Origin of the sequence: Exiguobacterium profundum, assembly GCF_001909285.1 — a bacterium.
Classification (GTDB): Bacteria; Bacillota; Bacilli; order Exiguobacteriales; family Exiguobacteriaceae; genus Exiguobacterium; species Exiguobacterium profundum.
In genome coordinates this window covers 921,754-945,608 of sequence record NZ_MRSV01000001.1, presented here as the reverse complement: position 1 = coordinate 945,608, position 23,855 = coordinate 921,754, and the positions used below count along the sequence as shown (strand labels likewise).

General features: G+C 51.8%; 20 protein-coding genes. 2 read left to right on the top strand and 18 right to left on the bottom strand.

Translation table 11 applies throughout. From position 1 onward, the window contains the following. Positions 1–7 precede the first annotated feature (7 nt). Genes BBB58_RS05045 through BBB58_RS05020 form a run of 6 tightly spaced genes read right to left on the bottom strand, consistent with a single transcriptional unit; the run spans position 8 to position 6,221 of the window. Positions 8–1,570 (bottom strand): oligosaccharide flippase family protein, encoded by a 1,563-nt coding sequence (locus BBB58_RS05045; protein ID WP_074035903.1) that lies wholly within the window; start codon positions 1,568–1,570, stop codon positions 8–10. Between the two features lie 18 nt (positions 1,571–1,588). Beyond that, a complete protein-coding gene (locus tag BBB58_RS05040) occupies positions 1,589–2,635 on the bottom strand; it encodes an EpsG family protein (RefSeq protein ID WP_074035901.1) in 1,047 nt (348 codons plus the stop codon). 15 nt (positions 2,636–2,650) lie between these two features. After that, positions 2,651–3,577 carry a glycosyltransferase family 2 protein gene (locus tag BBB58_RS05035; RefSeq protein WP_074035899.1) on the bottom strand — a complete coding sequence of 309 codons (927 nt, stop codon included), beginning with the start codon at positions 3,575–3,577 and terminating at the stop codon, positions 2,651–2,653. Further along, positions 3,574–4,788, bottom strand: a complete 1,215-nt coding sequence (locus tag BBB58_RS05030; RefSeq protein WP_074035897.1) for a glycosyltransferase — start codon at positions 4,786–4,788, stop codon at positions 3,574–3,576. Before BBB58_RS05030 ends, BBB58_RS05035 begins: the two co-directional genes overlap by 4 nt. A 10-nt stretch (positions 4,789–4,798) precedes the next feature. Beyond that, positions 4,799–5,497 (bottom strand): CpsD/CapB family tyrosine-protein kinase, encoded by a 699-nt coding sequence (locus tag BBB58_RS05025; protein WP_074035895.1) that lies wholly within the window; start codon positions 5,495–5,497, stop codon positions 4,799–4,801. Next, positions 5,463–6,221 (bottom strand): YveK family protein, encoded by a 759-nt coding sequence (locus tag BBB58_RS05020; RefSeq protein WP_074035893.1) that lies wholly within the window; start codon positions 6,219–6,221, stop codon positions 5,463–5,465. Before BBB58_RS05020 ends, BBB58_RS05025 begins: the two co-directional genes overlap by 35 nt. 397 nt (positions 6,222–6,618) lie before the next feature. Here BBB58_RS05020 and BBB58_RS05015 point away from each other — a divergent pair, with 397 nt between their 5' ends. Together BBB58_RS05015 and BBB58_RS05010 are read left to right on the top strand one after the other, a co-directional pair. Then, positions 6,619–8,520, top strand: coding sequence for a beta-glucoside-specific PTS transporter subunit IIABC (locus BBB58_RS05015; RefSeq protein WP_074035891.1), 1,902 nt, complete (start codon positions 6,619–6,621; stop codon positions 8,518–8,520). A gap of 43 nt (positions 8,521–8,563) precedes the next feature. Further along, entirely contained in the window at positions 8,564–10,021 is a 1,458-nt protein-coding gene (locus BBB58_RS05010; protein ID WP_074035889.1) for a 6-phospho-beta-glucosidase, read from the top strand. Between the two features lie 59 nt (positions 10,022–10,080). Here BBB58_RS05010 and BBB58_RS05005 read toward each other — a convergent pair whose 3' ends face one another. The 12 genes from BBB58_RS05005 to BBB58_RS04955 all read right to left on the bottom strand — a co-directional run bounded on the left by BBB58_RS05005 (position 10,081) and on the right by BBB58_RS04955 (position 23,771). Beyond that, positions 10,081–11,043, bottom strand: a complete 963-nt coding sequence (locus tag BBB58_RS05005; protein ID WP_074035887.1) for an aldose epimerase family protein — start codon at positions 11,041–11,043, stop codon at positions 10,081–10,083. Between the two features lie 14 nt (positions 11,044–11,057). After that, entirely contained in the window at positions 11,058–12,587 is a 1,530-nt protein-coding gene (locus BBB58_RS05000; protein ID WP_074035885.1) for a UDP-glucose--hexose-1-phosphate uridylyltransferase, read from the bottom strand. Beyond that, the gene (gene galE / locus BBB58_RS04995; RefSeq protein WP_074035883.1) at positions 12,584–13,588 is read right to left on the bottom strand and encodes a UDP-glucose 4-epimerase GalE; all 1,005 of its coding nucleotides are present in this window, start codon (positions 13,586–13,588) and stop codon (positions 12,584–12,586) included. Before galE ends, BBB58_RS05000 begins: the two co-directional genes overlap by 4 nt. Beyond that, on the bottom strand, positions 13,585–14,769 hold the full coding sequence (locus BBB58_RS04990) for a galactokinase (protein WP_208606702.1): 1,185 nt from the start codon (positions 14,767–14,769) through the stop codon (positions 13,585–13,587). The genes galE and BBB58_RS04990 overlap by 4 nt, the downstream gene beginning before the upstream one ends. Positions 14,770–14,791: 22 nt before the next feature. Beyond that, on the bottom strand, positions 14,792–14,935 hold the full coding sequence (locus BBB58_RS15335) for a GH36 C-terminal domain-containing protein (RefSeq protein ID WP_244150776.1): 144 nt from the start codon (positions 14,933–14,935) through the stop codon (positions 14,792–14,794). 18 nt (positions 14,936–14,953) lie between these two features. Continuing rightward, positions 14,954–16,858 carry an alpha-galactosidase gene (locus BBB58_RS04985; protein WP_244150675.1) on the bottom strand — a complete coding sequence of 635 codons (1,905 nt, stop codon included), beginning with the start codon at positions 16,856–16,858 and terminating at the stop codon, positions 14,954–14,956. Then, a complete protein-coding gene (locus tag BBB58_RS04980) occupies positions 16,855–18,843 on the bottom strand; it encodes a beta-galactosidase (RefSeq protein WP_074035882.1) in 1,989 nt (662 codons plus the stop codon). Before BBB58_RS04980 ends, BBB58_RS04985 begins: the two co-directional genes overlap by 4 nt. 18 nt (positions 18,844–18,861) lie before the next feature. Next, positions 18,862–19,647: a carbohydrate ABC transporter permease gene (locus BBB58_RS04975; RefSeq protein WP_074035881.1), complete on the bottom strand. Its 786-nt coding sequence runs from the start codon at positions 19,645–19,647 to the stop codon at positions 18,862–18,864. Between the two features lie 12 nt (positions 19,648–19,659). After that, positions 19,660–20,613, bottom strand: coding sequence for a carbohydrate ABC transporter permease (locus BBB58_RS04970; protein ID WP_074035880.1), 954 nt, complete (start codon positions 20,611–20,613; stop codon positions 19,660–19,662). Between the two features lie 67 nt (positions 20,614–20,680). Further along, positions 20,681–21,988 (bottom strand): ABC transporter substrate-binding protein, encoded by a 1,308-nt coding sequence (locus tag BBB58_RS04965; RefSeq protein WP_074035879.1) that lies wholly within the window; start codon positions 21,986–21,988, stop codon positions 20,681–20,683. An 18-nt stretch (positions 21,989–22,006) separates the two neighbouring features. Next, positions 22,007–22,453 carry a hypothetical protein gene (locus tag BBB58_RS04960; protein ID WP_074035877.1) on the bottom strand — a complete coding sequence of 149 codons (447 nt, stop codon included), beginning with the start codon at positions 22,451–22,453 and terminating at the stop codon, positions 22,007–22,009. 166 nt (positions 22,454–22,619) lie between these two features. Then, positions 22,620–23,771: an ROK family transcriptional regulator gene (locus BBB58_RS04955; RefSeq protein ID WP_074035875.1), complete on the bottom strand. Its 1,152-nt coding sequence runs from the start codon at positions 23,769–23,771 to the stop codon at positions 22,620–22,622. Between the last annotated feature and the right edge of the window lie 84 nt (positions 23,772–23,855).

Genomic DNA, 23,855 nt, shown 5'->3' with positions numbered 1-23,855 from the left:
TTCCCTCCTAGGATGTGTGGTGAATGGATAGGATGCGTAGTTTCAATTGAGCGAACACTTGGCGGAACATGGCTTTCTCCGTCTCATCAAATGCGAGTCCCCACATGATTACGGCGTAAATACTGATGAGCACGATTCCCTTCACCCCGAAGCCGAACCAGTTCGAGGACGGGAAGAAGAACTGGATCCCCCAGCCGATGAGCGTGTACAGGAGAATACCGGGCAAGAGCTTCAGATGGCACTTGCGGAAAAAGTCGAGGATGTCGAGACCGAGGACCCGATGGTAAATCACGTTCATATAGAAGACGAGTCCGACGATGTTGCCGATACAAATGGCGATGGCCGCACCGATCGGACCAAAGTGTGGAATCAACAGTGGTGAGAGCGTCATACTGATGGCGGCCACGATGAGGGCAGCGAACGCCCGATACTTCACTTTGTTCTCGGCAATGAGTGTCGTATTGCCGATGTCTTGCGTCAACGTGATCACACTCGGTGCAATCAAGAGAAGTGCGATGACGTAGGAATCGGTGAAGTCTGGTCCGACCCATAGGTGCATGAACTCGCGACCGAGGATGAAGAACGAGGCGAGGATGAGTCCGACGATATACAGTTGAATCCGACCGATGCGGACGAAGAGGTACCCGATGGCCTCACGATCGTTTCGGGACAACATCCGACTGACTTTCGGAAGGAATAAGTAACCGAGCGAGGCCGCTATGGTCCAGACATACCCTTCGATGACCATCCCGACGGAAAAGAGGGCAATCGAGGCACTGCCCGCTAGAATCCCCAGTAAACTCGGGGTAATGTTCAACACGAAGCGTTGGGCGACGAGCGTAATCGTGCTCCAGGACGTGAAGCTAAAGATGTCCCGATAAATCCCCTTCTCTCGATTCTGAAAGTTGGCACGGACGAGAGTCTTGCGCCGAATGAAGACGTACTCGATGAGTAAGACGATCGTGCCCACCAGCGCATTGACGATGACGAGGGCATACAACCCATAGCCGAGAAGAAGCGCGGTGACCATCAAAGCGACCGTCCCGACCTTCTCAGCGAGATGCAGGGCACTCGAGAAGAGGAATTGTTCATGGGATACGAGAATGCCAGAGAATGGCTTCGTCGGGAAAGAGACGACGATGAACAGTCCCGCGATCACATAGAGGACTTTCAACTGTTCGAGCTCGGTCGCCGTCAAACTCGAGTAAATCGAGTCCAAGAAGAAGTAGACGACGGTGAGGATGAGGAAGAGGACGAGTGAGATGGCGATGAACAGTTTATAGGCGATGCCTAAAAATCGTCCTGCTCGCTCGTGGTCCCCCTCCGCCATATACTTGCTCATGAATCGTGAGACGGCCGCATCGAGCCCGAAGTCCATCGCGAACATACTGATGAGAGAGATGGTCAGCATATACAACCCGTAACTCGCCTGCCCGATCTCATGAATCATCCACGGCGTATAGATGAGACCAGATAAGATGCCGAAAAAGATTTGCGTGTAGGACATGACCGCCCCGATCTTGATTTTGCGGTTACTGGCTGCCTCGTCTAGCGTCATGCGTGTCGACATATGCTTCACCTCCTCGTTTTACCAAAAGAACGAATACACCGGCGCTTCGCGAATAAACAAGAGACCGAGCAACATGACCGCCGAGTAATAGACGACGAGTCGTTCCCGCCGCTCGAACGTGCCGACAATCTCCGGAATCATCAACAGCAGGAAGAGCGAGAAGTATTGGACGAGCCTCATCATGGATGGGTTCAAGAACGTCAACGGCAAGAGACAGGCGGCGAGTAACAGCGCATTGAAGAAATGGATGGCGGATGGATTGTTCGCTAAAATTTGATCTTTTCGCCATAATGCCACGAAGAGGACGGAGAGCAACATCAGACTGAAGTTGACCGCCCCGGCGCCGTCCATGGCGCTGTACGTATCGTAGCCAGACACTTGGACGAGCAGGTCGAAGAATGGATTCCGGAAGACGAACAATCCGACGATGACCCCGAACATGGTCATCAAATACGCTTTGGTCAGTTGCTTGTTCGCTAAAAAGTAGAACGGGACGAAGATGAGCGAAGATTTATGAATCGTCATGGCGATGCATACGAGCAGGAGGAACCAGCCCAACTTCCGCGCCCGCACGAAATGGTAGCCGACGAGCACGACGAGCGCGGTCGCCACCGTTTGCCGTAACCCGGTGACGGCGAAGAATTCGTAGAAGAGGACCGAAAAGAGCAGGAAGCTGATGAGCGGTTCGCTCGAGTATTTGTAGATGAAATAGCCGAGCGGAATCATGAAGATCATCGCGATGAGAACGAGATACACTTGATAGTCCGTGATCGCGTACTGGATGAGACGTTGGAACAGGTAGAACCCCGGGTCCTCGCTCTCCGTGAAGACGATTTCAAAGAAACGGTCGGTGAACGCACCGAGCGGCAACGTTTGCGACTGAAGGAAGAGTGCCTTGTACTGCGCGGTATCTGCCCCGACGGTGACGTCTCGGAAGCCTGACAAGACGATCCATTGAATCGTGGCGAAAGATACGAACCAAGCACGGCGACTCGGAATCTCGTTACGGATCAACAACAGTCCCCAACCGACCAACAGCGCCATATTGACTAAATAGATCGTCATCTCAACCCCTCCTTTCTAGCGATAAATCAGATTGGTCATCCCTCGATATAGAGACAGCAGGTTTGAAAACAGGATACCGTTCCAGCGAAGCCACCGATATTCCAGCGGTCCAAAGTAACGATTCACATCATGTGTCGTTAAGTACTGTTCCCGTACGTCCGCCGCATTTTCTTTAAACGTGTGTTTCAGAATGATGGCGGTCAATTCCTCTCCGTTATCACGCACCTCGACGTCCTGGAGTAGCCGCTTCAGATAGCGATTCGATTCCATCGTGGCTCGATGTGCGATTTTTTTTTTTTGTTGCTCGCCGTGAATCCGTGAATAGACGAGCGGCTCACGCATCACGTAAAAGTCGAACCCATCGAGCGCCAACTCGACCCAGCAGATCCAGTCTTGAATGAAGCGGTCCTCTAACGAAAAACGCCGATGTTCGAACGCTCGTCGCGGAATCAAGAGCGCGCATCCGTTCAAAGTCGAGGACAACAGCAAGTGACGGAACATGTCCTGACTCGAATAGAATCCGCTCACTTTCCGTTGCACCCGTCGGATCGCCTCCCCCTTTTCGTCAATGAACGCCGTCCCTGTGACGACGATTGTCTGGTTCATCGGGAGATGTTGCTCGTGCAATGCGGCGAGCTGTCGTTCGATCTTTGTCGGTTCGTACACGTCATCGTGACTGAGCCAGGAGAAATAGTCTCCGTTCATTTCTTCAATCCCACGATTCAACGCACTCGAGACGCCCCCATTTTCCTTTTCCACGTAGCGAATTTTCTTGCCGTAACTTGTCGCAATCGCCGCCGTTTTCCCGTCATCAGTCGAGCCGTCGTTGACGACGATCACTTCAATCGAAGGATGCGTCTGGGCTAAGGCGCTGTCGATACATGTCCGTAAATAATCGCTCCCGTTATAGACGGGGATGATGATGGATACGAGTGGTGTCATAAAGCGTTCCTCACTTTCTCGGTTTGCAGCTCCTCATATACGTGCAGGTAGTCCTCCGCCCGGTCGAATAAGTCGAACCGTTGACGCGCTTCGTTCGCACAAGCGATTCGTGAGATCGAGGCGTGATGGAGACGATCGAGTCCGTCCATTACATCTTCGACCGATCGCGTGGCGACGACGACACCGGTCCGTTCTGTCACAAGTTCCGGACTGGCCGTGGAATTGAGGACGAGAACTGGCGTGCCACAGGCGAGTGCCTCTGCCGTCACGTTTCCAAATGATTCTTCCTCTGACAGGTTCAACAAGACGTCTGCCGCGGCATAGTAAGAAGCCAATTCGCTCGGGTCATGTGTCTCCTGAATGTGAAGCACATTCGCCGGCAAGTCATGTTGTTCAGGCATCTGTCCGACTAAGACGATTTGGTCGGACGGTCTCGCCGTGGCCAACTCCATGAAGGCAGACAATCCTTTCGCCTCGGTCCAATGACTCGCCACACCGAGAAGAATGTGTTGTCCCGTCAACCCCAGGCGTGCCCGAAGTGGGGCTACCTCTTTCGGTGTGAACGTCTCCAAATCGACCCAGTTGTAGATGCGACGAATGATGGACGCGTGTTGCAGAATCGAGAAGTGGGTTTCCATCGTGATCCAATCCGACACTCCCACTACTGCCAAGCGTGGAATGGCGTTGAACCATTTCCGCTTGTCCGCCAACATCTCGCCGGTCCGGTCTAAAAACCAGCTCGGGATGTCTTCTTTTAAGAGTGGGCACTGTCCACATCCGTCCTTCCAGCGCGCACATCCGACCGCCGTATAGTGAGTACATTTCCCAGTGAATAGCCAACAGTCGTGAAGCGTCATGACTGTGGCGATGTCCTGCTTCGCCAAATACTCAAACAACGTCTGGAGATGAAGGTAATTGGCGTGAAGATTATGAAGATGAACCACGTCCGGCCGAAAGCTGTCCATGAAGGCGATCAAATCAGCGGTCGACCGTTTGGATGTGTACCCTTGCCGCCCCGTCACACGGGCGTGGAGCGCATGTCGCTTCGTTTCCCACGCCTGTCCGACCACCACACTCGTCTCGGTCACCGGTCCGGTCGCATGGGCGATTCGGACGTTGTGTCCGTAAGAGGCATGAACGGATGCGAGCTCTTTACACATCCGACCGGTGCTTTTCACTTCGTTGATGGCATTGATGTGTAGAATATTCATGTCCGAGACCTCACTCGTATGCGTAGTAGGTGTTGTTATCACGAGAAGAACGTTTGTTGAGGACGAGGCCGAGAAGTTGTGACCCGGTCCGTTCAAGTTGTTCTTTCGCCTTCAGGACGAGCTGACGATCTGAGTTCTCGCAACCGATCACGAGAATCGTCCCATCGGATACGTTGGCCAACAGTCGAGCATCGGCGACGTGCATCATCGGAGGTGTGTCGACAATCACGATATCAAACTGTTCACGCAAATCACTCAGGAGGTCCGTCATGCGTGACGAGGCGATCAGTTCGGTCGGATTCGGTGGAATCGGACCGGCCGCCAGCAAGGTCAGACGCGGAATATCCGTTTTTTGGAGCGCATGTTCGAGCGTGACGCGACCGGCCAATACGGTAGACAATCCCGCATGTGCTGACATCTGAAACGTTTGGTGTGCCGTCGGTTTGCGCATATCACAATCGATGATGACGACATTTTTTCCGAGTTGCGCATAGACGACCCCTAGGTTTGCCGCCGTGGTCGACTTCCCTTCCCCGGACGAAGCGGAAGTGATCGTGATCATCTGTAACTTATGGCCGACGGACGTGAACTCCAGATTGGTCCGAATTGTCCGATATTGTTCAGAAATCGGTGACTTCGGATTCGCCAACGTGACGAGATCCCGTTTTTTATAATCAAGACGATTGGCGTTCTTTTTTCGACCGAACATGCGAAACGTCTCCTTTCACTTGGGGTGTCGCTTCTTTCACATTTTTTTTTTTCTTATCCCGGCGTTCGATTGTCGGAATCGATCCGATGACTGGCAAATCCAGCAACCGTTCCGCTTCTTGCTCATTCCGGATGCGTTTATCAAAGACGTGGCGTAATAGACCGATGAATCCACCTAACAAGAATCCGGCGAAAAGACCGATTACCGTGTTGAGCAGTACGTTCGGTGAGACAGGCGCTTCCGGAATTTCGGCTGGAGATAAAATTCGAACGTTGTCGATGTTCATCAGATCCGGAATTTCAGAAACGAACACTTCACTGATCACATTGGCCGTTTCCGCTGCCACGACCGGGTCGTTCGCGGTGACGAACACATTGATGACTTGCGATTCCTCTTCACTTTCTACGGTGAGTGCATCCGAGAGCGGGTCTGGTGCGCTCGGCACCTGTTCTTTGACTTTCTCAAGAACAGCCGGGCTCTTCATGATGACGCGATACGTATTGACGAGTGAGAGCGAGGATAACACTTCCGAACTGTCTACGCGGTTGTCTTCTTGTTGTGTAACGAGTAGCACTTGTGTGGACGCCTCATATTTCGGCTGGATAAATGAAGTGCTCAAATAGTAAGCTAAGAGTCCGACGAGAACCATACTCACGAACATCCATTTCTTACTTTTCTTGAGAACTTCCACGAGATCGCCCACGATCGTCGTTTGTTCCTTCATGTTGGTTTCCTCCCTACAGACAGATTAAATGACCGAAATCAGGCGCAGGTTAACTGTAGTACCTTCTTACCCCCTTCATCTTGATAATTGAAAAGAAGGATTTATCATTTTTTCGCAACATCATGTCATGATGCCGTTCCGCTTTCTTCTTTTACGTTGTAGGGAGGAAAAGAAAACAAAAAAAGTAAAATGTAAGCGTTGACATTTTGAATTGCTACATGCTACATTTCAATTATCAAATAACAACTGAACGGTATCCTGCGCAGGAATGTTACCTTTAGTGGGCATAACCTGACTCGAGTCGGATGAATGACGTGATTTCACGTTCTTCGTTTGACACGAGTCAGGTTTTTTATTTGACGCAAACCAAAATTATGGGAAAAGGAAGGGAACGGACATGAAATATGAACAGCTCGCACGCGATATTATTCAACATGTTGGCGGGAAAGAGAACGTCAATAGCGTCGTCCACTGTATCACCCGTTTGCGTTTCAAATTAAAGGATGAACAAAAAGCAGATACCGAAACCATCAAAAACATGGATGGGGTCGTCACGGTCATGAAGAGCGGTGGTCAATACCAAGTAGTCATCGGGAATCATGTACCAGAAGTGTATAAAGCCGTCGTCGAGGTCGGCGGATTCCAACAACAGTCTCCAATTGAAGAAGAGAACGCTCCAAAGGGATCGTTGTTCAGCCGTTTTATCGATATCATCTCTAGCATCTTTACTCCTGTGCTCGGCGTCTTAGCAGCGACCGGGATGATCAAAGGATTCAACGCCCTGTTCGTCGCACTCGGTTGGCTCGACAATACGTCAGGTACGTATCAATTGTTGAATGCCATCGGGGATTCGCTGTTCTACTTCTTCCCGATTTTCCTCGGCTATACGGCCATTAAGAAATTCGGAGGAAGTCCGTTTATCGGTATGGCCATCGGGGCGTCACTCGTCTATCCGACCTTATCGACGCTGACGGCTGGAGATCCTCTCTATACGGTCTTTGCTGGAACCATGTTCGAGTCACCGATTCATATCACGTTCCTCGGTGTTCCTGTCATCTTGATGACGTACTCGACTTCTGTCATTCCAATTATTATCGCGGCATTCTTTGCAGCAAAACTTGAGAAGTTCTTGAAGACTGTCATTCCAGACGTCATCAAAATGTTCATCGTTCCACTACTCACTTTGTTGATTGTCGTACCACTCACATTCATCTTGATTGGACCAATCGCGACTTGGGCAGGGATGCTTCTTGGTAGCGCCACGGTCGCTGTATATAACTTGAGCCCACTCGTCGCCGGCCTATTCCTCGGTGGATTTTGGCAAGTGTTCGTCATCTTCGGTCTTCATTGGGGGCTTGTCCCGGTCGCCATCAACAACTTGACGTCACTCGGGGCTGACCCGATTCTCGCACTTGTGTTTGCAGCATCGTTCGCACAAATCGGTGCCGTGCTCGCAGTCTTCTTCAAAATTAAAAATCAAAAGATTAAAACGCTCACGATTCCGTCCTTCATTTCAGGCATCTTCGGTGTGACCGAGCCCGCTATTTATGGGGTGAAACTTCCCCTCAAAAAACCGTTCATCATGAGCTGTATCGGTGGTGCTGTCGGTGGTGGAATCATGGGTGTCATGGGTACACAAACTTATATCATCGGGGGGCTCGGTGTCTTCGGCTATCCGTCCACCATCTCGCCTGAAGGCATCACAACTGGTTTTTATGGTTCACTCATCGGAACGGCCGTTGCTTTCATCGTCGGGTTCGTCTTGACTTACCTCTTTGGCGGTGTCAATCAAGCAGCAGCTTCGACACCACAACCTGAAGTTACACCGGTCGCTAAAGAAGTATCTGCGACAACTGTCGGTCAGGAACAAGTCGTTAGCCCGCTTCAAGGAACTGTCGTCCGTTTGAAAGATATCTCGGATGTCGCCTTCTCATCTGGTTCACTCGGTCAAGGTGTTGCCATCGAACCGACGGAAGGGAAACTGATCGCCCCGGTTTCCGGTACCGTGTCTGCCCTCTTCCCGACACATCATGCCATCGGGATCACAACGGAATCAGGGGCTGAAATCCTGATCCATATCGGTATGGATACCGTTCAACTAGAAGGGAAGCATTTCAAAGCACACGTCACACAAGGTGAATTTGTCGAAAAAGGACAACTGCTGATCGAATTCGATATCGACGCGATCAAGCAATCAGGTCGTGCGTTGACGACACCTGTGATTGTCACGAACCGAAAAGCACTCTCACCAAACTACGCCTCACATGTCCAGACGGGCGATCCGATTTTCATCATCTAATGAATCAAGTGGGAGGATTTTTCCTCCCACTAATATAGAAAGGATGGATACGATGAGTTTTCCAAAAGGATTTTTATGGGGTGGCGCCATTGCCGCCAACCAAGCAGAAGGCGCTTATGCAGAAGGGGGAAAAGGTTTAACTACCGTCGACTTGTTGCCGACGGGTAAAAAACGCTTCGATGTCATGTTTGGAGAATTGCCATCATTAGAACCTATGCCCGGAGAGTTTTATCCTTCGCATGAAGCGATTGATTTTTACCATCGCTACAAAGAAGACATCGCTTTATTCGCTGAGATGGGATTCAAGGCGCTTCGCCTCTCGATCGCATGGTCAAGAATCTTCCCGAACGGAGATGACGTGGAGCCGAACGAGGAAGGTTTGCAGTTTTATGATGATGTCTTCGATGAACTATTAAAACATGGGATTGAACCGGTCGTGACAATCGCCCACTTCGATGTACCTGTAAACTTGATCAAAAAATATGGAAGCTGGCGCAATCGACGAGTCGTCGACTTCTTCGAGACATATGCGACGACCCTCTTCACCCGCTACAACGGTAAAGTGAAGTATTGGATGACGTTCAACGAGATCAATATGCTACTCCACCTCCCATTCATTGGAGCGGGCATCGTGTTCGAGGACGGAGAAGACAAGCAACAAGTGAAATATCAGGCGGCCCATCATCAACTCGTCGCGAGTGCGAAAGCCGTCAAAGCAGCTCACGAAATCAATCCTGATCTACAGGTGGGTTGTATGCTTGCTGCTGGTCAAACGTATGCCTATTCGTGTAACCCGAATGATGTGTTAGATGCAATGGACAAAGACCGTGAATCGTTCTTCTTCATCGACGTCCAATCACGTGGAGAGTACCCGGGATATGCCAAACGATATCTCGAGGAGCAAGGTATTACGCTTCAGATAGAAGAAGGAGACCTCGAACTGTTGAAAGAGCATACGGTCGACTACATCGGCTTCAGCTATTATGCAAGTCGGACGACGAGTACGGATCCAGAGATAAACCAGTCGACCGAAGGAAACATTTTCAGTTCACTTGAGAATCCGTTCCTCGAGAAATCGGAATGGGGCTGGACGATTGACCCGACCGGTTTCCGGATCACGGCGAACCAACTGTATGACCGCTATCAAAAGCCGCTATTCGTCGTCGAGAACGGACTCGGTGCCGTCGATACACCGGATGCGACCGGATATGTCGAAGACGATTATCGCATCGACTATATGGCGAAACATATCGAACAGATGCACGAGGCCATCAAGGACGGTGTCGACATCATCGGCTACACAAGCTGGGGTCCGATTGACTTGGTGAGTGCGTCGACCGGTGAGATGAAGAAACGCTACGGCTTCATCTATATCGATAAAGACAATGAAGGCAACGGGACGCTCAAAAATTCGAAGAAAAAGAGCTTCGATTGGTATAAGCAAGTGATTGCGACGAACGGAGCGGACGTCAGTACTCCTGTTCAAACTACTAAATCTTGATTGAAAAGGAGGCAACCGACTTAAATCGGTTGCCTCCTTTTTGAATGGTAGTGATGAATTCATTCCACCCCAAACCGATACACCGTCCGCGAGTGATACAACTCACCCGGTTTCAGTTCGATTGAGGTTGCGATGTCTGGATGGTTCGGGGCATCTGGGAACGCCTGGGCTTCGAGACAAATTGCGCTATGTTTCTGTCGACCGTCGAGCGTCACCGGTGTCTCTTCACTCAAGAAATTCCCTGTGTAGACGACCATGACCGGTTGATTCGTCTCGACCGTCATCGTCCGTCCGCTCATCGGGTCGTGCAATCGAATCGGTCCATCCTTTAAGATAAAAGGATGATCAAGACCGCTCGCCCGTTCAATCGCCTCGTCTCCTGACACGAGCGCCTCTCGGAAAGCTTTTCCGTCTCGGAAGTCAAACGGTGTCCCGCTCACATCACGCAACTCTCCTGTCGGCAGCGAATCCGCGTCGAGCACCCCGACCGAATCGGCTGGTAGCGTCAGCTCATGGTCGTGGATGGTCGGGCGTCCGCCAAGATTGAAATAGTTGTGATGGTTCAGGTTGACCCACGTCAGTTGGTCTGTTTCCGCCGTCATCGTGACAATCAGTTCATTGTGATCCGTCAGTTCGTACAACACTTTGAAGAAGACGTTGCCGGGATACCCTTCTTCTCCGTCCGGGCTGAGATATGTGAACTGGATACACTGTTCGTCCGCATCCATCTCCCAATAACGGGACGTGATGCCTTTCTCGCCTCCGTGAATATGATGGGGCGCCTCGCTTGGGGTCAAGGCGACACCCTCAATCTCTGCGTCACGAATCCGTCCGGCAATCCGCCCTACGATTGACCCGAGATAGACCGGATTTTCTAAGTATTGTGAGACGTCCCCGTATTTCAAGATGACCGAGTCTAGGTTTCCTTCCCGGTCCGGGGCCGTCAGTTCCGTCATCGCACAACCATAATCGATGGCGGATAGTCTCATGCCGTTGGTGTTTTGAATCGTCGCTTGTTTCACTCGTACTACCACCTTTAGTTCGTTTTCTCTCTCATTCCCGACCTTGGTGTTCCGTACTCCACTTTATCGACATGGCTAAGGAGTGACCGGATGAACGTATCAAATCGTTCCTGCCCAGCGTTCGTCTGTTTAAAGACACCAGCATCCTCAAGACCTTTCACAAATTTATCGACGACCGCTTGATCGACAATCGTTTTCGGGTCGCCCGACTTCTTCCGTAACTCATCGGCCCACTCTTGATGCATCACTTTGATATCGACGTCCTCGCCGGCCACATAGTGAACAACTTGCTCAAGTTCTGTCTTCAGGCGCGCTGGCAAGACGGCGAGCCCCATTACTTCAATCAAGCCGATATTCTCACGCTTGATATGATGCACATCAGCGTGCGGGTGGAAAATACCGTCCGGATGCGCCTTGCTCGTTCGGTTGTTTCGCAAGACGAGATCGAGCTCGTAACGTCCGTTTCGGCGTCTTGCAATTGGCGTCACCGTATTGTGTGGGACACCTTCTGTATACGGAATGACTTCACTAACGGTGTCCTCATAATCGCGCCAATATCCGAGCAACTGGTTCGCCAACATGACAAGCTGCTCTTTTTGATTGGAGCGGAGACGGACGACCGAGAGCGGCCAGTACAGCGTCTCGATATCGACTTGATCATAGCGTTCAGAACGATATGTCGAGACGACTCGCGCATCGTCCATCGCGAACCGGTAGCGGCCGGCCTGGTAATGGTCATGCGTCAAAATCGAGCCTCCAACAATCGGCAAGTCTGCATTCGACCCGGCGAAGTAGTGTGGGAACTGCGTGATGAAGTCGAGCAGACGCTCGAAAGCTCCTCGGTCGATGACCATGTCACGCACCTCGTTCGACAGTAAAATTGAGTGCTCATTGTAATAGAGGTACGGTGAATACTGGAACGACCATGGCTGTCCACCGAGCGTGAGCGGGATGATGCGATGATTCGCACGCGCTGGGTGTTTCAAGTGACCGCTGTATCCTTCGTTCTCAATCGCGAGTAATCCTTTTGGATAGTTCGATGTCGAGGTCGGTTGCATTCGAGCGAGTGCAATCTCACGCGGGTCCTTCTCCGGTTTCGACAAGTTGATGGTGATATCGAGCGTGCCATAGCGAGTCGGTGCCTGATACGTGATATTGTTCGCGATACGACGTGTCTGGATATAATTTGACGCCTGACTCATCCGATAGAAATAGTCAGTCGCCGCTGTCACATCTGTCTCGAGGAGCTCATTGAAATGACGTGTCACTTCCGATGGCTTGGATACGAAGATATCCATGATTTCCGCCATGAAGCGGTCCTTCTCTTCAAGGATCGGCTCGATAATGTCCGCCCCCACTGCATACTCGACCACTTGTTCGAGCAACTCGGGGATTGACAGCTCTGACACAAAACGTGGGATTTCAAAGTCGAGCTTATTCAGTTTTGCGAGCACGCGGTTCCGTGAATAGATACGGTCCTGCTCGTCAATCAGCTCTTCACGAATCGCCGCGTCGACGAGTGCCTCAATCATCACATCGATCATCGTCTCACCTCTTTCACCTGATAGCCGAATGGATGTGTCACATGCCAGTTCCAAGCGTCCGTCAAAATCGTCTCGACGTCGGAACGGGTCGGTGTCCATCCGAGGATACGTCTTGCCTTGTCAGACGAGGCAATCAATTTAGCCGGGTCCCCGGCGCGGCGTTCACCAAGTAAGACCGGAATGTCATGTCCCGTCACGCGACGTGCCGCCTCGATAATTTCGAGCACTGATAGCCCGTTCGCTGTCCCGAGGTTGAAAACGTCGCTCGCACCGTCTTCTCGTAAATAACGGAGCGCTAACATATGCGCATCGACGAGGTCTTGGACGTGGATATAATCACGGATACATGTCCCATCTTCCGTCGCATAGTCATCACCAAACACGGTAATCGCGTCACGCTGTCCGTTCGCCACTTGCAGAACGATTGGGACGAGATGCGTCTCCGGGTCATGGTCTTCGCCGATTTCACCGGTCGCAATCGCGCCAGCGACGTTAAAGTAACGGAGTGCGACCGAGCGGATACCATGTGCCTGGTCACACCAACGAATCATCGACTCCATCGCGAGCTTTGTCGCCCCGTATGTGTTCGTCGGATTCGTAAGCGCCGTCTCGTCAATCGGCATCATGGTCTGGTCACCATAAGTCGCGGCCGTCGAGGAGAAGACAATCCGTTTCACTGACGCATCGCGCATTGTCTCGAGGAGGATTTGCGTCCCGAAGACGTTGTTGTCATAGTAGGCGAGCGGGTCCGTCATTGATTCGCCAACGAGGGAGTTCGCTGCGAAATGAAGGACGTCTGTGATTGATTCCTTTATGAAAACATCTTTCAAGAACGTTCGATCACGCAGGTCGCCCTTATAAAAACGGACATCCTGTGGAATCGATTCAACATGTCCTGTCTGAAGATTATCGAGAATGACGACGTTTTCCCCTTCTTTCAACAATGTACGAACGGCGTGCGAACCGATATAGCCGGCACCGCCAACAACGAGTATACTCATTTCACTTCCTCCTCTACGAGTTCTCGTACCCCGTCCCCGACCGAGGCGACGTAACACGTCGGTGCGTGACCGATTGTCGACACATATCGATCCGAAGTTTCCTGAATCATCGATCCCGTCTTGTCTTGACGGACGATGGCGATGGCACAACCACCGAATCCGGCCCCCGTCATGCGAGCACCGATGACGCCGTCACACCCTTGCGCGGCTGAAACGAGCGTGTCTAGCTCGATGCCGGTCACTTCGTAATCATCCCGGAGCGATGCATGCGACGCATTCATCAACTGACCGAACGTCTCGAGTCGTCCTTCCTGTAGAGCAGTGTAGGCGAGTATTGTCCGCTCGTTCTCAGAAACAGCATGACGCGCCCGTTTACGAAGTGTCTCTGGCAAGTCGAGCGCGACTTGTTCAAACGTTTCCATCGACAATTGTCCGAGAGAATTGACTTCACATTTCGGTTGAATCAAGCCGAGTGCAGTGTCGCATTCGCGCCGACGTTCGTTATATTTCGAGTCGGCGAGTTCCCGACGTTTGTTTGTGTTCATGATGACGATGTCGTACCCGTCGAGGACAATCGGTGCATAGTCATGATGGAGCGTCTCGCAATCGAGGAGCATCGCCTGCCCCGCTTTGCCCATTCCAATAGCGAACTGGTCCATGATACCGCTATTGACACCAATGAACGTATTCTCGACCCGTTGTCCGAGTCGGACGAGGTCAAGCCGTTCGAGACCGAGACCGTACACTTCATTTAACATGTATGCCGTTACGAGTTCGAGGGAGGCTGATGACGAGAGACCCGCCCCATTTGGGATGTTGCCCGCAAGGAAGAAGTCGAACCCGTTGAGGTCGTGTCCGTCTTTCCTGAGAAGCGTGACGACCCCTTTCACGTAGTTCGCCCAGTCGTGGCTCGCCTCGTACGTCTCGTCCGTCACCGGGAACGTGACGATACCAACCTCTTCAAAATTGAGCGAATAGACACGAATCAGGTCGTCTTCGCGCTTTTTCACGAGTCCGTATGTTCCGAACGTGATTGCACATGGGAAGACGTGTCCTCCGTTATAGTCGGTATGCTCGCCAATCAAATTGATGCGTCCCGGTGCGAAGAACGACCGGTCTGCTGAGGTGGCAAACACCTCCTCGAATTGTTGTTTCAGCTGTTCCATGTTAAATGAAAGCATGCGGCTTCATCCCTTCCATCGCTCATGCCGGGTGGATGACCAGGCAATACGCGTCATAGTCTGTTTGTTGTGTGAGGTTTATGCCTTGTTCCATCAAATAGCGTCCGCTCACGTGGCGTCCTTCTAGTTCGTACGTCCGTTCAGGATCGAGCCCGCGTAGCTTCACACGCAAACGATTTTTTTTTTACTGACGACGGTCGGCGTTGACGAGGACGATATAGTCTTCGCCGTTCGTATAGCCGACGGCATGGAAGCCGTCCCGTTTGAGTGAAGCGAGGCGATGGCTCGTCCCGTGCTGCACAATCGGACGGATCGTCTTGTACGTCGCAATCCATTCTTTCGCTTCTGAAAGCTCATCTGGTGTCCATTCTAGTAGGTTGCCACCGATACCGAGCGTGCCTTGCATCGCACTGACGAACCGATACGCGAGCGGCAACGAACGATTGTTCAACCAGTTCGGTGAGTCCGTCACCCAGCAGCTCATCATCTTGGCGTTGTAGGCGTATGAGAAACCTTCTTGAATCGCGAGGCGGTCGAACGCGTCCGTGTTGTCGCTCGTCCAGACCTGCTCGACGCGTGAGAGCACACCGAGATCGATTCGTCCACCACCACCTGCGCAGGACTCGAACGCGACATTCGGATGTTTCTCCCGCAACGTGTCGAGGATGCGATACACGGCTTCCGCATGACGGAGCCATAGTTCCTTCGCATCTTCCATGCGTGGACTGTCCGGTTCTGAGAAGGCGCGGTTCATGTCCCACTTGATGTAACGAATCGCGTGTCGTCCGAGCAATTCATCGAGCCACGCCGTCACGTGCGCCTCCACTTCAGGCAGTGCAAGGTTCAAGACGAACTGGTTCCGCGACGTCGTCGACGGGCGTCCGTCCGTATAGTAAATCCATTCCGGATGAGCCCGATACAAATCTGAATCCGGATTGACCATCTCCGGTTCGACCCATAGCCCGAACTGGAGGCCTTTCTCCTCGACGTAGCGGACGAGCGGGTCGAGCCCGTTCGGGAACTTCGTCGTGTTGACGTGCCAATCCCCGAGTCCGGCCGCGTCCGAGTGACGCTCACCGAACCAACCATCATCGACGACGAATAACTCACAGCCAATCGCGGCCGCCTCATCGACGAGACGTTTTTGTCCATCCTCGCTGACATCGAAATAGGTCGCCTCCCAGGAGTTGTAAAGGACCGGGCGTAACACGTCACGTGTCGCTTCCGGCATGATGACGTCGCGCTCAAAGTCATGGGCGTTCTGACTCATACCACCGAACCCGCGTTGCGTATAGCCGATATAGGCCGGTGGCGTCGTGAACGACTCACCCACTTGAAGCGTCTTCGCGAAGTCGAACGGATTGATCCCGCCCGTCACCTGTGTAAAGCCAAACTCGTCTTTTTCAAAATGAATCGCCCAGTTGCCGGAGTAACCGAGGAATCCAAAGACGACCTCCCCGTCTGTCTCCGTCGCGTCACTGTCGAGCGCGAACCACGGATTACTTTGATGGCTCGTCAATCCGCGACGACTCTCGATTGTTTTCTTGCCTGGGAGGAGCGTCCCTTGCTGGAGCTGGAACTCGCTCGTCCACGCCCCGCTGAAATGACTGAGTCGCATCTCGCGCTCAATGAGTCCGAGGCTGAAAGACTGCGCGCTCTCGAGCGTGACCGTTTCTCCTGCCGTGATGGTCATCTTGCGTGAGATGATGTCGTAAACCGGATGAAGCGTGAACTGGAGCGTCACTTGAAGTGATTGAATTGAATCGATCAAATCGAGCTCGAGTGTCTCTCCAGCGATACGTGCATCACCGAGTGAGAAAGCGTGCAATCGTTCTGTCGTCGTATGACTCTTCAACGTCGGTTCCGTATAGACAAGGTCGCCGAACGAGGTGAACTCGTAAGCGGCCACCCCTTCTGGTGTCTCGAACGACGAGTGCAGAACGCGCGCGTCTGGTAGTTCTATGATGTCTAATTCATGCAGGCGTCCGCCGAGATACTGATGGATGAGACGACCTCGTGAATCGACATCAAACACGTACGTGAGATTCGTTCCGATGAGGGCGAACCGATTGTCGTGACGAACAATCATGCCTTCACCTCCTGTTTCAATAGGACAACATCGAGCGGTTTAAGTTCGAGCTTGCCTGTTACCGTTCTCCCGTCAAGCGTCTGCCACGTGCCATCGAGGTCAACCGTTGATTTAACCTCGGTCGAATGGTTCAGGTAGAAGCGGATCACCTGCCCGTCTCCTTGACGGTCGACCTTCTCGACATCGTCTGGAAGTCGGGTCGCGTCGATCCCAGCGCGTGTGAGCGCCTGATGATAAACTGCATCGAGCATCTCGTCATCGACCGATGAACCGATGTATGTCACGTCTCCTTTATACGTGTGCCGTGTGATTGCCGCAGTCCCTTTATAGAAGGCCTTTTCATATGTTGCCAATACGTCGGCGCCTTTCGGTGTAATCAAGTCACACCAAATGTTCGCCTCAGAAACTTGGTCACCGAGTCGGACTTCGTTCGATTGGACGGTCTGCAAACTCTCGTACTCATCAATCTCGATACCCGCGTATTCGGCAAACTTACCTGGTAGCGTCAAGTTGTGGCAACGGTTAATCGGGTCTTTCACGCCTGTACGGTAGGTGAAGATGACATGCCCACCCTTTTCGATATAGTCGATGAGCGTCTCGTCAAACACATCATTTCCGAGGAAATAGAGCGGGACGATGACGAGCTTATACGAGTCGAGCGCGTCTCCTGGGAAGACGATGTCCGTGTTGACGCCTTGGCGGACGGCCGCACCGTAGAAGCGAACGAACTCCTGTTTGAAGTTGAACGCATCCGAATGCGGTTGGTGTGTCCACGCCCATAGGTTCTCTTGGTCGAAATAGACGGCGACGTCCGATTTGTACGCAGCCGCGTTGATCATGTCGCCATGCGCATGAAGCTCCGACATGACGTGCTTCACTTCTTCGAATTTCCGTTTCGGTTTCCCGTCATGGTCAATGATGCCGTGACAGAACTCTTCCGTCCCAAAATCCGCGGCACGGAATCGGAAGTAGACAATCGCCTCGGCGCCACGCGCGACAGCCTGATGTGTCCAGAGACGGATATGACCAGGTCGTGGTAAGTAGCCGATGCGGCTCCATCCTTGGGCCCCGCTCAACTGTTCCATCACCCAGAATCCTTTGCCTTGTTTCGAAGAACGGCACAAATCATGATCGTGCGCCGTCTTCTCGAAACGGTTTGGTTCTGGCAACCCGCCCCATACCGGATAGTTGTCGAAAGAGACATAGTCGAGATCTTGTGCCATCTGCTGCTGGTTGATCGCCATGTCGCTATATACCAGGTTATGCGTGATGAACGCATCCTCGTGGATGAGCGGGCGGAGCGTGTCGACCTGGAGCTTGTTAAACGAGCGATATGCGTCCGAGCAGAAGCGGTCAAAATCGACGAGAAGCGACGGATTGTGTTCTTGGAACACGGTGCGAGGGACCGGAATCTGTGTCCATGCCGTATATGTATGGCTCCAGAAGACGGTCCCCCAAGCCGCGTTGAGCGCGTCGAGCGTCTCGTAGCGTTCTTTCAGCCATTCCCGGAACGCCTCTTGGTCGACGTCACCGTACGAACGGTCCGACTGTTCATGTCCATACTCGTTGTCCGTCTGCCAACCGATGACACGTGGATGACGACCATACCGCTCCGCCATCTTGCGGGTGATTCGTTCAGAGTATTCGCGGTAGACAGGGCTGTTGACGGTATAGTGACGACGAGCTCCGAAGCTGATACGCACCCCGTCTTTCGTCACCGGAAGGATGTCCGGATACTTTTCAATAAGCCACGCGGGCGGTGTCGCCGTAGGCGTGCCGAGCACGATGTCAAAGTGTTCGCCGAAGGTTTCGACGACCTCATCCCAAAATGAGAAGTCAAACTCACCGTCGGACGGTTCCATCATCGTCCAGGCAAATTCCGCCATCCGGATGACGTTGACACCGAGTTCTTTCATCAAGCGGACATCCTCGTCCCAAAGTGCACGATCAGTCTGTTCTGGATAATAATCTACTCCTAAATACATGCTGTTCACCTCAATCGATTATTTGACCGCTCCTGAAGTCATGCCTTTTTGTAAGAAGCGTTGGAAAAAGATATAAAACACCATCGTCGGCAAGCTGATCAAGACGAGCGAGGCGTATAATTTACCAGGGTCTCCGCCGAGCGCTTCCGTGAAGAAGGTCGGTGCCATCGTTACTGTCTGTTTGGCCGGGTCTGTCATGAACGTAAGTACCATCAAGTATTCGTTCCATGAGTTGAGAAACGCGTAAATCGTCGCTGTTGCGAGTGCCGGCTTGGCGAGTGGCATCATGACTTTATAGAAGATTTGAAACGTCGACGCCCCGTCGATATGCGCTGCTTCCATCAATTCGTTTGGCAGCTCGTCGAAGTAACTCTTGATGAGCATGAGTCCGAACGGAAGGAAGAAGGCGATTTCGGCACCAATCAATCCCCAATAGCTATTGAGCCCGTCAAGTGTGCGCAACGTGAAGAAGAGTGGCACGATGAGCGAGGCGACCGGTAACATCAATCCCGCCAGAACGAGATTAAATAAAAGGCGCTTCCCGGCGAACTGGAGCTTCGAGAAACCGAACGCCGCAAATGCAAGAAATGAGATGGAAATCAAGATCATGAAGAAGGCGACGATGAAGCTGTTAAAGACGAATTGTGGGAAGTTCGGATTTTGTAGCGTCGCGATGTAGTTGTTGAAGCCATTGACACGTAAGCTTTCCTTGAACATGACGAAGATCGGGAACAACCAGAGGATTGCCATGAGTGACAGACCGATATTGGTGAACCATCTTCCTTTCTTTGTTTGCAGTTCCATCTGTTCTCCCCCTTAGTCCATTTTCTTCTGTACACGCATCTGGAAGTACGTGATGCCGAGTGCAATCGCAAGCAAGATGACGGCGACAGCGCTGGCATAGCCGACCTCTTGATGCAACATCGATTTACGGAACAGGTATGTCGAGATGACCTCGGTCGAGTTACCTGGCCCTCCTTGTGTCGAGATCCAGACGATGTCGAACGTCTTTAAACCACCGATGACCCCGAGGATCGTCAGTGTGAACGTCGTCCCTTTCAAGTTCGGGAAGACGACACTCCAAAGCGTACGCCAAAATCCTGCCCCGTCGATATTAGCCGCCTCGAACACTTCCCGCTCGATTGCGAGCATCGCCATGTAATACATGATCATGGACGAGCCTGTCCATTGGAAGATGTTAATCAGAATGATAGCGTAGAGCGCAACGTCTTGGTCGCCGAGCCAGTTCTGTTCAAACGCACCAAGACCAATCATGCGAAGGAATTCGTTGATATATCCGAACTGGAAGTCAAAAATTTGCGTGAACGCCGCCCCGAGGACGACCGGGCTCAAGACGACCGGGAAGAAGAACACCGATTTGAAGAACGTGCGCCCCATGCCTTTCGTGTGAAGCAAATAGGCCAATACGAGCCCGAGACCCGCCTGAATCGTGACCGTCAATACAGTGAAGATTCCCGTGTTTTTGAGCGCATTATAAAATTCTGGGTCTTTGAACATCCGGCCGAAGTTTTCAAAACCGATATACACTTTCTCAAACGAGATTCCGTCCCATGAAAAGAGTGAGTGATAGGCGTTGTAGAAGATTCCGTAATATATGAAAGCGATGACGAACAGGACGGTCGGAGCGACGAACGCCCAGCCGATCAAGTGCTGCTTCATCCGCTCTTTCTTACGAATCGGATTCGGTGCGCTCGGTGGTACCGATGTGAGCTTCGGCTTGGACTTGGTCAAATCGGTTGCTTGTTGCATAAGGTTCCCTCACTTTCAGATTCAAAAAATCGAGCGCCAGTGAGTCTGGCTACTGGCGCTCGTTTGATTATTTACCTTGGTCCGCAATCGCCTGGATGCGTGCGAGTGCTTCTTTCGCATCTTGTCCGGCAGCGATGTTTTGAAGTTCTTTTCCGAGTGCGTCGTAGACTTTCGGGTCACGGATTCCGCGTCCTGCGACAGCGTTCTTCACCGTTTCGTTCAAGATTTTGTACGACTCACGTTCAACATCATTGGTGAACTTGTCTTCGTATGCTACTTCGATGTCTTTAATGGCTGGTGCCATCTCAAACTTCTCCATGTATAGCGCCTGTCCTTCACCTTGCGTCATGTAGGCGATGAAGGCAGCCGCACCTTCTTGTTGTTTCGATTCTTTGTTGACACCGAGTGCCATGTCGATTGATGCGATGACCGGTTGTTCTGTGCCACCTGCAAGGTTTGGCATTGGGACGAAACCAATCTCGTCTTCGAAGTTGTTCCACTTGTCACGCTTCTCGACCGTCGTCATCGAGTGGGCTTCCCATGAACCAATGACCCACATCGCTGCTTTCTTGTCGAAGAAGTTGTTCATGCCGTCCATGTATGTCGCAAGACCCAAAGCGCCTTCTTGGAACACTTTGTCCTCGTACAGTTGTTGCCAAAGTTCAGCCGTCTCGACCATCTCTTTATCCGTCCACTTCGCGTCACCCGCTAGTACTTCTTGGATGTAACCTGGTGCGACCTGGTGGCTCAAGACGTTGAAAACGTCAACGCCAACCCACGCGTCCTTCGCGCCTAGTTGCATCGGGATGACCTTGTCGCCAGATGCGTTGATTTTGTCAATCGCCGCAACCGTCTCATCATAAGTTTTCGGAGGTGTCACGCCATATTTGTCGAGGAGTGTTTTGTTGTACATGAGGTATGCCTGTCCTGTGAATCCGACTGGTACCGCATACTGTTCACCGTCTACTGTTGTCTGTTCGACACCAAGTTCGATTAATTTATCTTTCCATCCTTCTCCGGCCGCTTTATCCATATAGTCTTTCGCTGGTACAAGGCGATCCTTGTATTGCGGAATCATCGGTTCTTTGAGACCAATGACGTCCGGACCATCTCCACCAAGCATCGCGACTTGAAGCTGTTGCTCGTAGTCTTCGAGGCGTTTAAACTTGACCACATAATCATCTTGCGATTCGTTGAACGCCTTCGCCATTTCTTCCCCGACTTCAGGTTGTGGCGCCCAACCCCACCATGTGATGACAGGTTTGCCGTCTTCCGTTGTCGCCGCCGCTTGTTCGTCATCGCCGCAGGCAGCGAGTAAAGATGAGAGCATTAAGACAGATGATGCGAGTGCAATCGTCGTTTTTTTTATGTTCATTCTCCTTTGAATGTGTTGTCACGCCACAATCCGATGGCATAACTCCCGAATAAGATGGTCTGACATCGGGCGATCCCCGAGCCATGTTAATGTGTACGCTATCAGTTCCAAATCGAGCTTCGGTCCGTCTATGTATGGGCCGACGACGTAGAGGTCCGCCCCGAACGGCAGTGCGTCCTGTTCTTTCAAGCGCCATAGCAAAAGTTCAAACAGGCCGTCCATGTCGTCGAACGACACGTCATGCGAGAGCGTCGATGCTCGGAACAATCGGATATCACGCGTCTCGTCATCATAAAGACGGAAGATACCATCGCGTCTAGAGCGCGTAATGATGATGCTCGTCTCATCCCCCGTTAGCGCTTCCATTTCATCGAAGGCAAAGTCCTTTCGTGCGAACATCCTAGTCGCCCCGTAGCGACCGAAGATTGTGTGAAACTGATCTTTCAATGGTGTCTCTTTTTGCATCGCTACCCCTCCAAACGTGTCGTTGAGAGTGTCACCCCTTACTTAGTAAATTAAATTTATTATCTAACTACACATAGACTATAGCATGCCCTGATTTATATTGTAAACGCTTTCTTATAAAGAAATTAAAAATCGCCTTTCCCTAATAGAAAGGCGATTCATGGTTTCATTGGATTTCACCGAACATCTCGTTCGTGATAAGCGCTGCGGCTCCGAGTGCCCCTTGGCTGGCGTTCCACGAGACGACACGGATATCGGTCTGTCGGGCGTCAAGGGTGAGCGCCGTTTGGGCGACACGCTCCTGAATGTTCGTGACGACGTCTGGCGCATAGTTGAATAGTGGACCTCCGAGAAGAATACGTCCCGGGTTCAAAAGGTGGATCATATTGAGCGTGGCAATACCGATATATTCGCCGGCCCGTTCGTATAATTTTCGGACATCTTGATTCAAATGGACAGCGTCACGAAGATCATCAAGTGTCAGTTCATGCGAGAGCTGACGAGCCTCATTCAATATGGCACGTTCCCCGGCGACTGCCTCTAGGCAACCACGATTACCGCACGAACAGATTGGTCCGTCGAGCATGATGCGCATGTGTCCAATCTCCCCAGCAATATGATGCTCGCCGTCAATCAATTCGCCCGCGTGGACATAGGCTCCCCCAATTCCATAACCGGCATACACGTAGAAGAATTCCTCGATACCAATCGCTTCCCCGAAGTACAATTCACCAAGGGCGAGTGTCCGCACATCGTTCTCAACGAATACGTGCTGCCCGAGGCGTTTCTCCAGTTCGCGCTTGAGAGGGATATCATGCAAGTGAAAACGTGGGGCAAATAAGACAACCCCTTCACCCGCCTCGACCATTCCGTGCACAGAAACACCAAGTCCAATGACATTCCCTATAGCTCGTTTGTTCAATATGGTGTAGAGAGCGACAATCGCGTCGATGAACTCCTCGTTCGTGTCAAACCGTTCGTCGTGCCATGCTTCGTCAAGTAACTCTCCATGGATGTTTGTGACGACGCCATGCAGTTTTCGCTGTGTCGCATCGATTCCGATGACAAAACGGTCGCTCGCAGCAAGTTCGAGCATGATTGGGCGACGTCCGCCGCTTGAGACCCCAAGCTCGCGCTCATTGATTAATCCCTCTTCCTTCAATTCGTTAACAATGTTCGAAATCGTCGGTTTCGTCAAACTCGTCTTCTTAGCAAGTTCAACCCGTGATACCGGCTGATGAAGCCGAATCAATCTAATAATCAGTGCACGATTGTATGTCCTCATCCATTTAGAGTTACGTGGCGTTGTGTTCCCCATGACCATTCCACCTATTCCTATCTTTTTCTTTTTGTATAGCACTTGTTAAATCCGTAATTAGTTGCGCTTTCATTTTTACGACCA

Bases quoted from the DNA above. Each gene is read 5' to 3' on its own strand.
- BBB58_RS05045 (WP_074035903.1), bottom strand. From the start codon at position 1,570: ATGTCGACACGCATGACGCTAGACGAGGCAGCCAGTAACCGCAAAATC.
- BBB58_RS05040 (WP_074035901.1), bottom strand. From the start codon at position 2,635: ATGACGATCTATTTAGTCAATATGGCGCTGTTGGTCGGTTGGGGACTG.
- BBB58_RS05035 (WP_074035899.1), bottom strand. From the start codon at position 3,577: ATGACACCACTCGTATCCATCATCATCCCCGTCTATAACGGGAGCGAT.
- BBB58_RS05030 (WP_074035897.1), bottom strand. From the start codon at position 4,788: ATGAATATTCTACACATCAATGCCATCAACGAAGTGAAAAGCACCGGT.
- BBB58_RS05025 (WP_074035895.1), bottom strand. From the start codon at position 5,497: ATGTTCGGTCGAAAAAAGAACGCCAATCGTCTTGATTATAAAAAACGG.
- BBB58_RS05020 (WP_074035893.1), bottom strand. From the start codon at position 6,221: ATGAAGGAACAAACGACGATCGTGGGCGATCTCGTGGAAGTTCTCAAG.
- BBB58_RS05015 (WP_074035891.1), top strand. From the start codon at position 6,619: ATGAAATATGAACAGCTCGCACGCGATATTATTCAACATGTTGGCGGG.
- BBB58_RS05010 (WP_074035889.1), top strand. From the start codon at position 8,564: ATGGATACGATGAGTTTTCCAAAAGGATTTTTATGGGGTGGCGCCATT.
- BBB58_RS05000 (WP_074035885.1), bottom strand. From the start codon at position 12,587: ATGATCGATGTGATGATTGAGGCACTCGTCGACGCGGCGATTCGTGAA.
- galE (WP_074035883.1), bottom strand. From the start codon at position 13,588: ATGAGTATACTCGTTGTTGGCGGTGCCGGCTATATCGGTTCGCACGCC.
- BBB58_RS04990 (WP_208606702.1), bottom strand. From the start codon at position 14,769: ATGCTTTCATTTAACATGGAACAGCTGAAACAACAATTCGAGGAGGTG.
- BBB58_RS04985 (WP_244150675.1), bottom strand. From the start codon at position 16,858: ATGATTGTTCGTCACGACAATCGGTTCGCCCTCATCGGAACGAATCTC.
- BBB58_RS04980 (WP_074035882.1), bottom strand. From the start codon at position 18,843: ATGTATTTAGGAGTAGATTATTATCCAGAACAGACTGATCGTGCACTT.
- BBB58_RS04975 (WP_074035881.1), bottom strand. From the start codon at position 19,647: ATGGAACTGCAAACAAAGAAAGGAAGATGGTTCACCAATATCGGTCTG.
- BBB58_RS04970 (WP_074035880.1), bottom strand. From the start codon at position 20,613: ATGCAACAAGCAACCGATTTGACCAAGTCCAAGCCGAAGCTCACATCG.
- BBB58_RS04965 (WP_074035879.1), bottom strand. From the start codon at position 21,988: ATGAACATAAAAAAAACGACGATTGCACTCGCATCATCTGTCTTAATG.
- BBB58_RS04960 (WP_074035877.1), bottom strand. From the start codon at position 22,453: ATGCAAAAAGAGACACCATTGAAAGATCAGTTTCACACAATCTTCGGT.
- BBB58_RS04955 (WP_074035875.1), bottom strand. From the start codon at position 23,771: ATGGGGAACACAACGCCACGTAACTCTAAATGGATGAGGACATACAAT.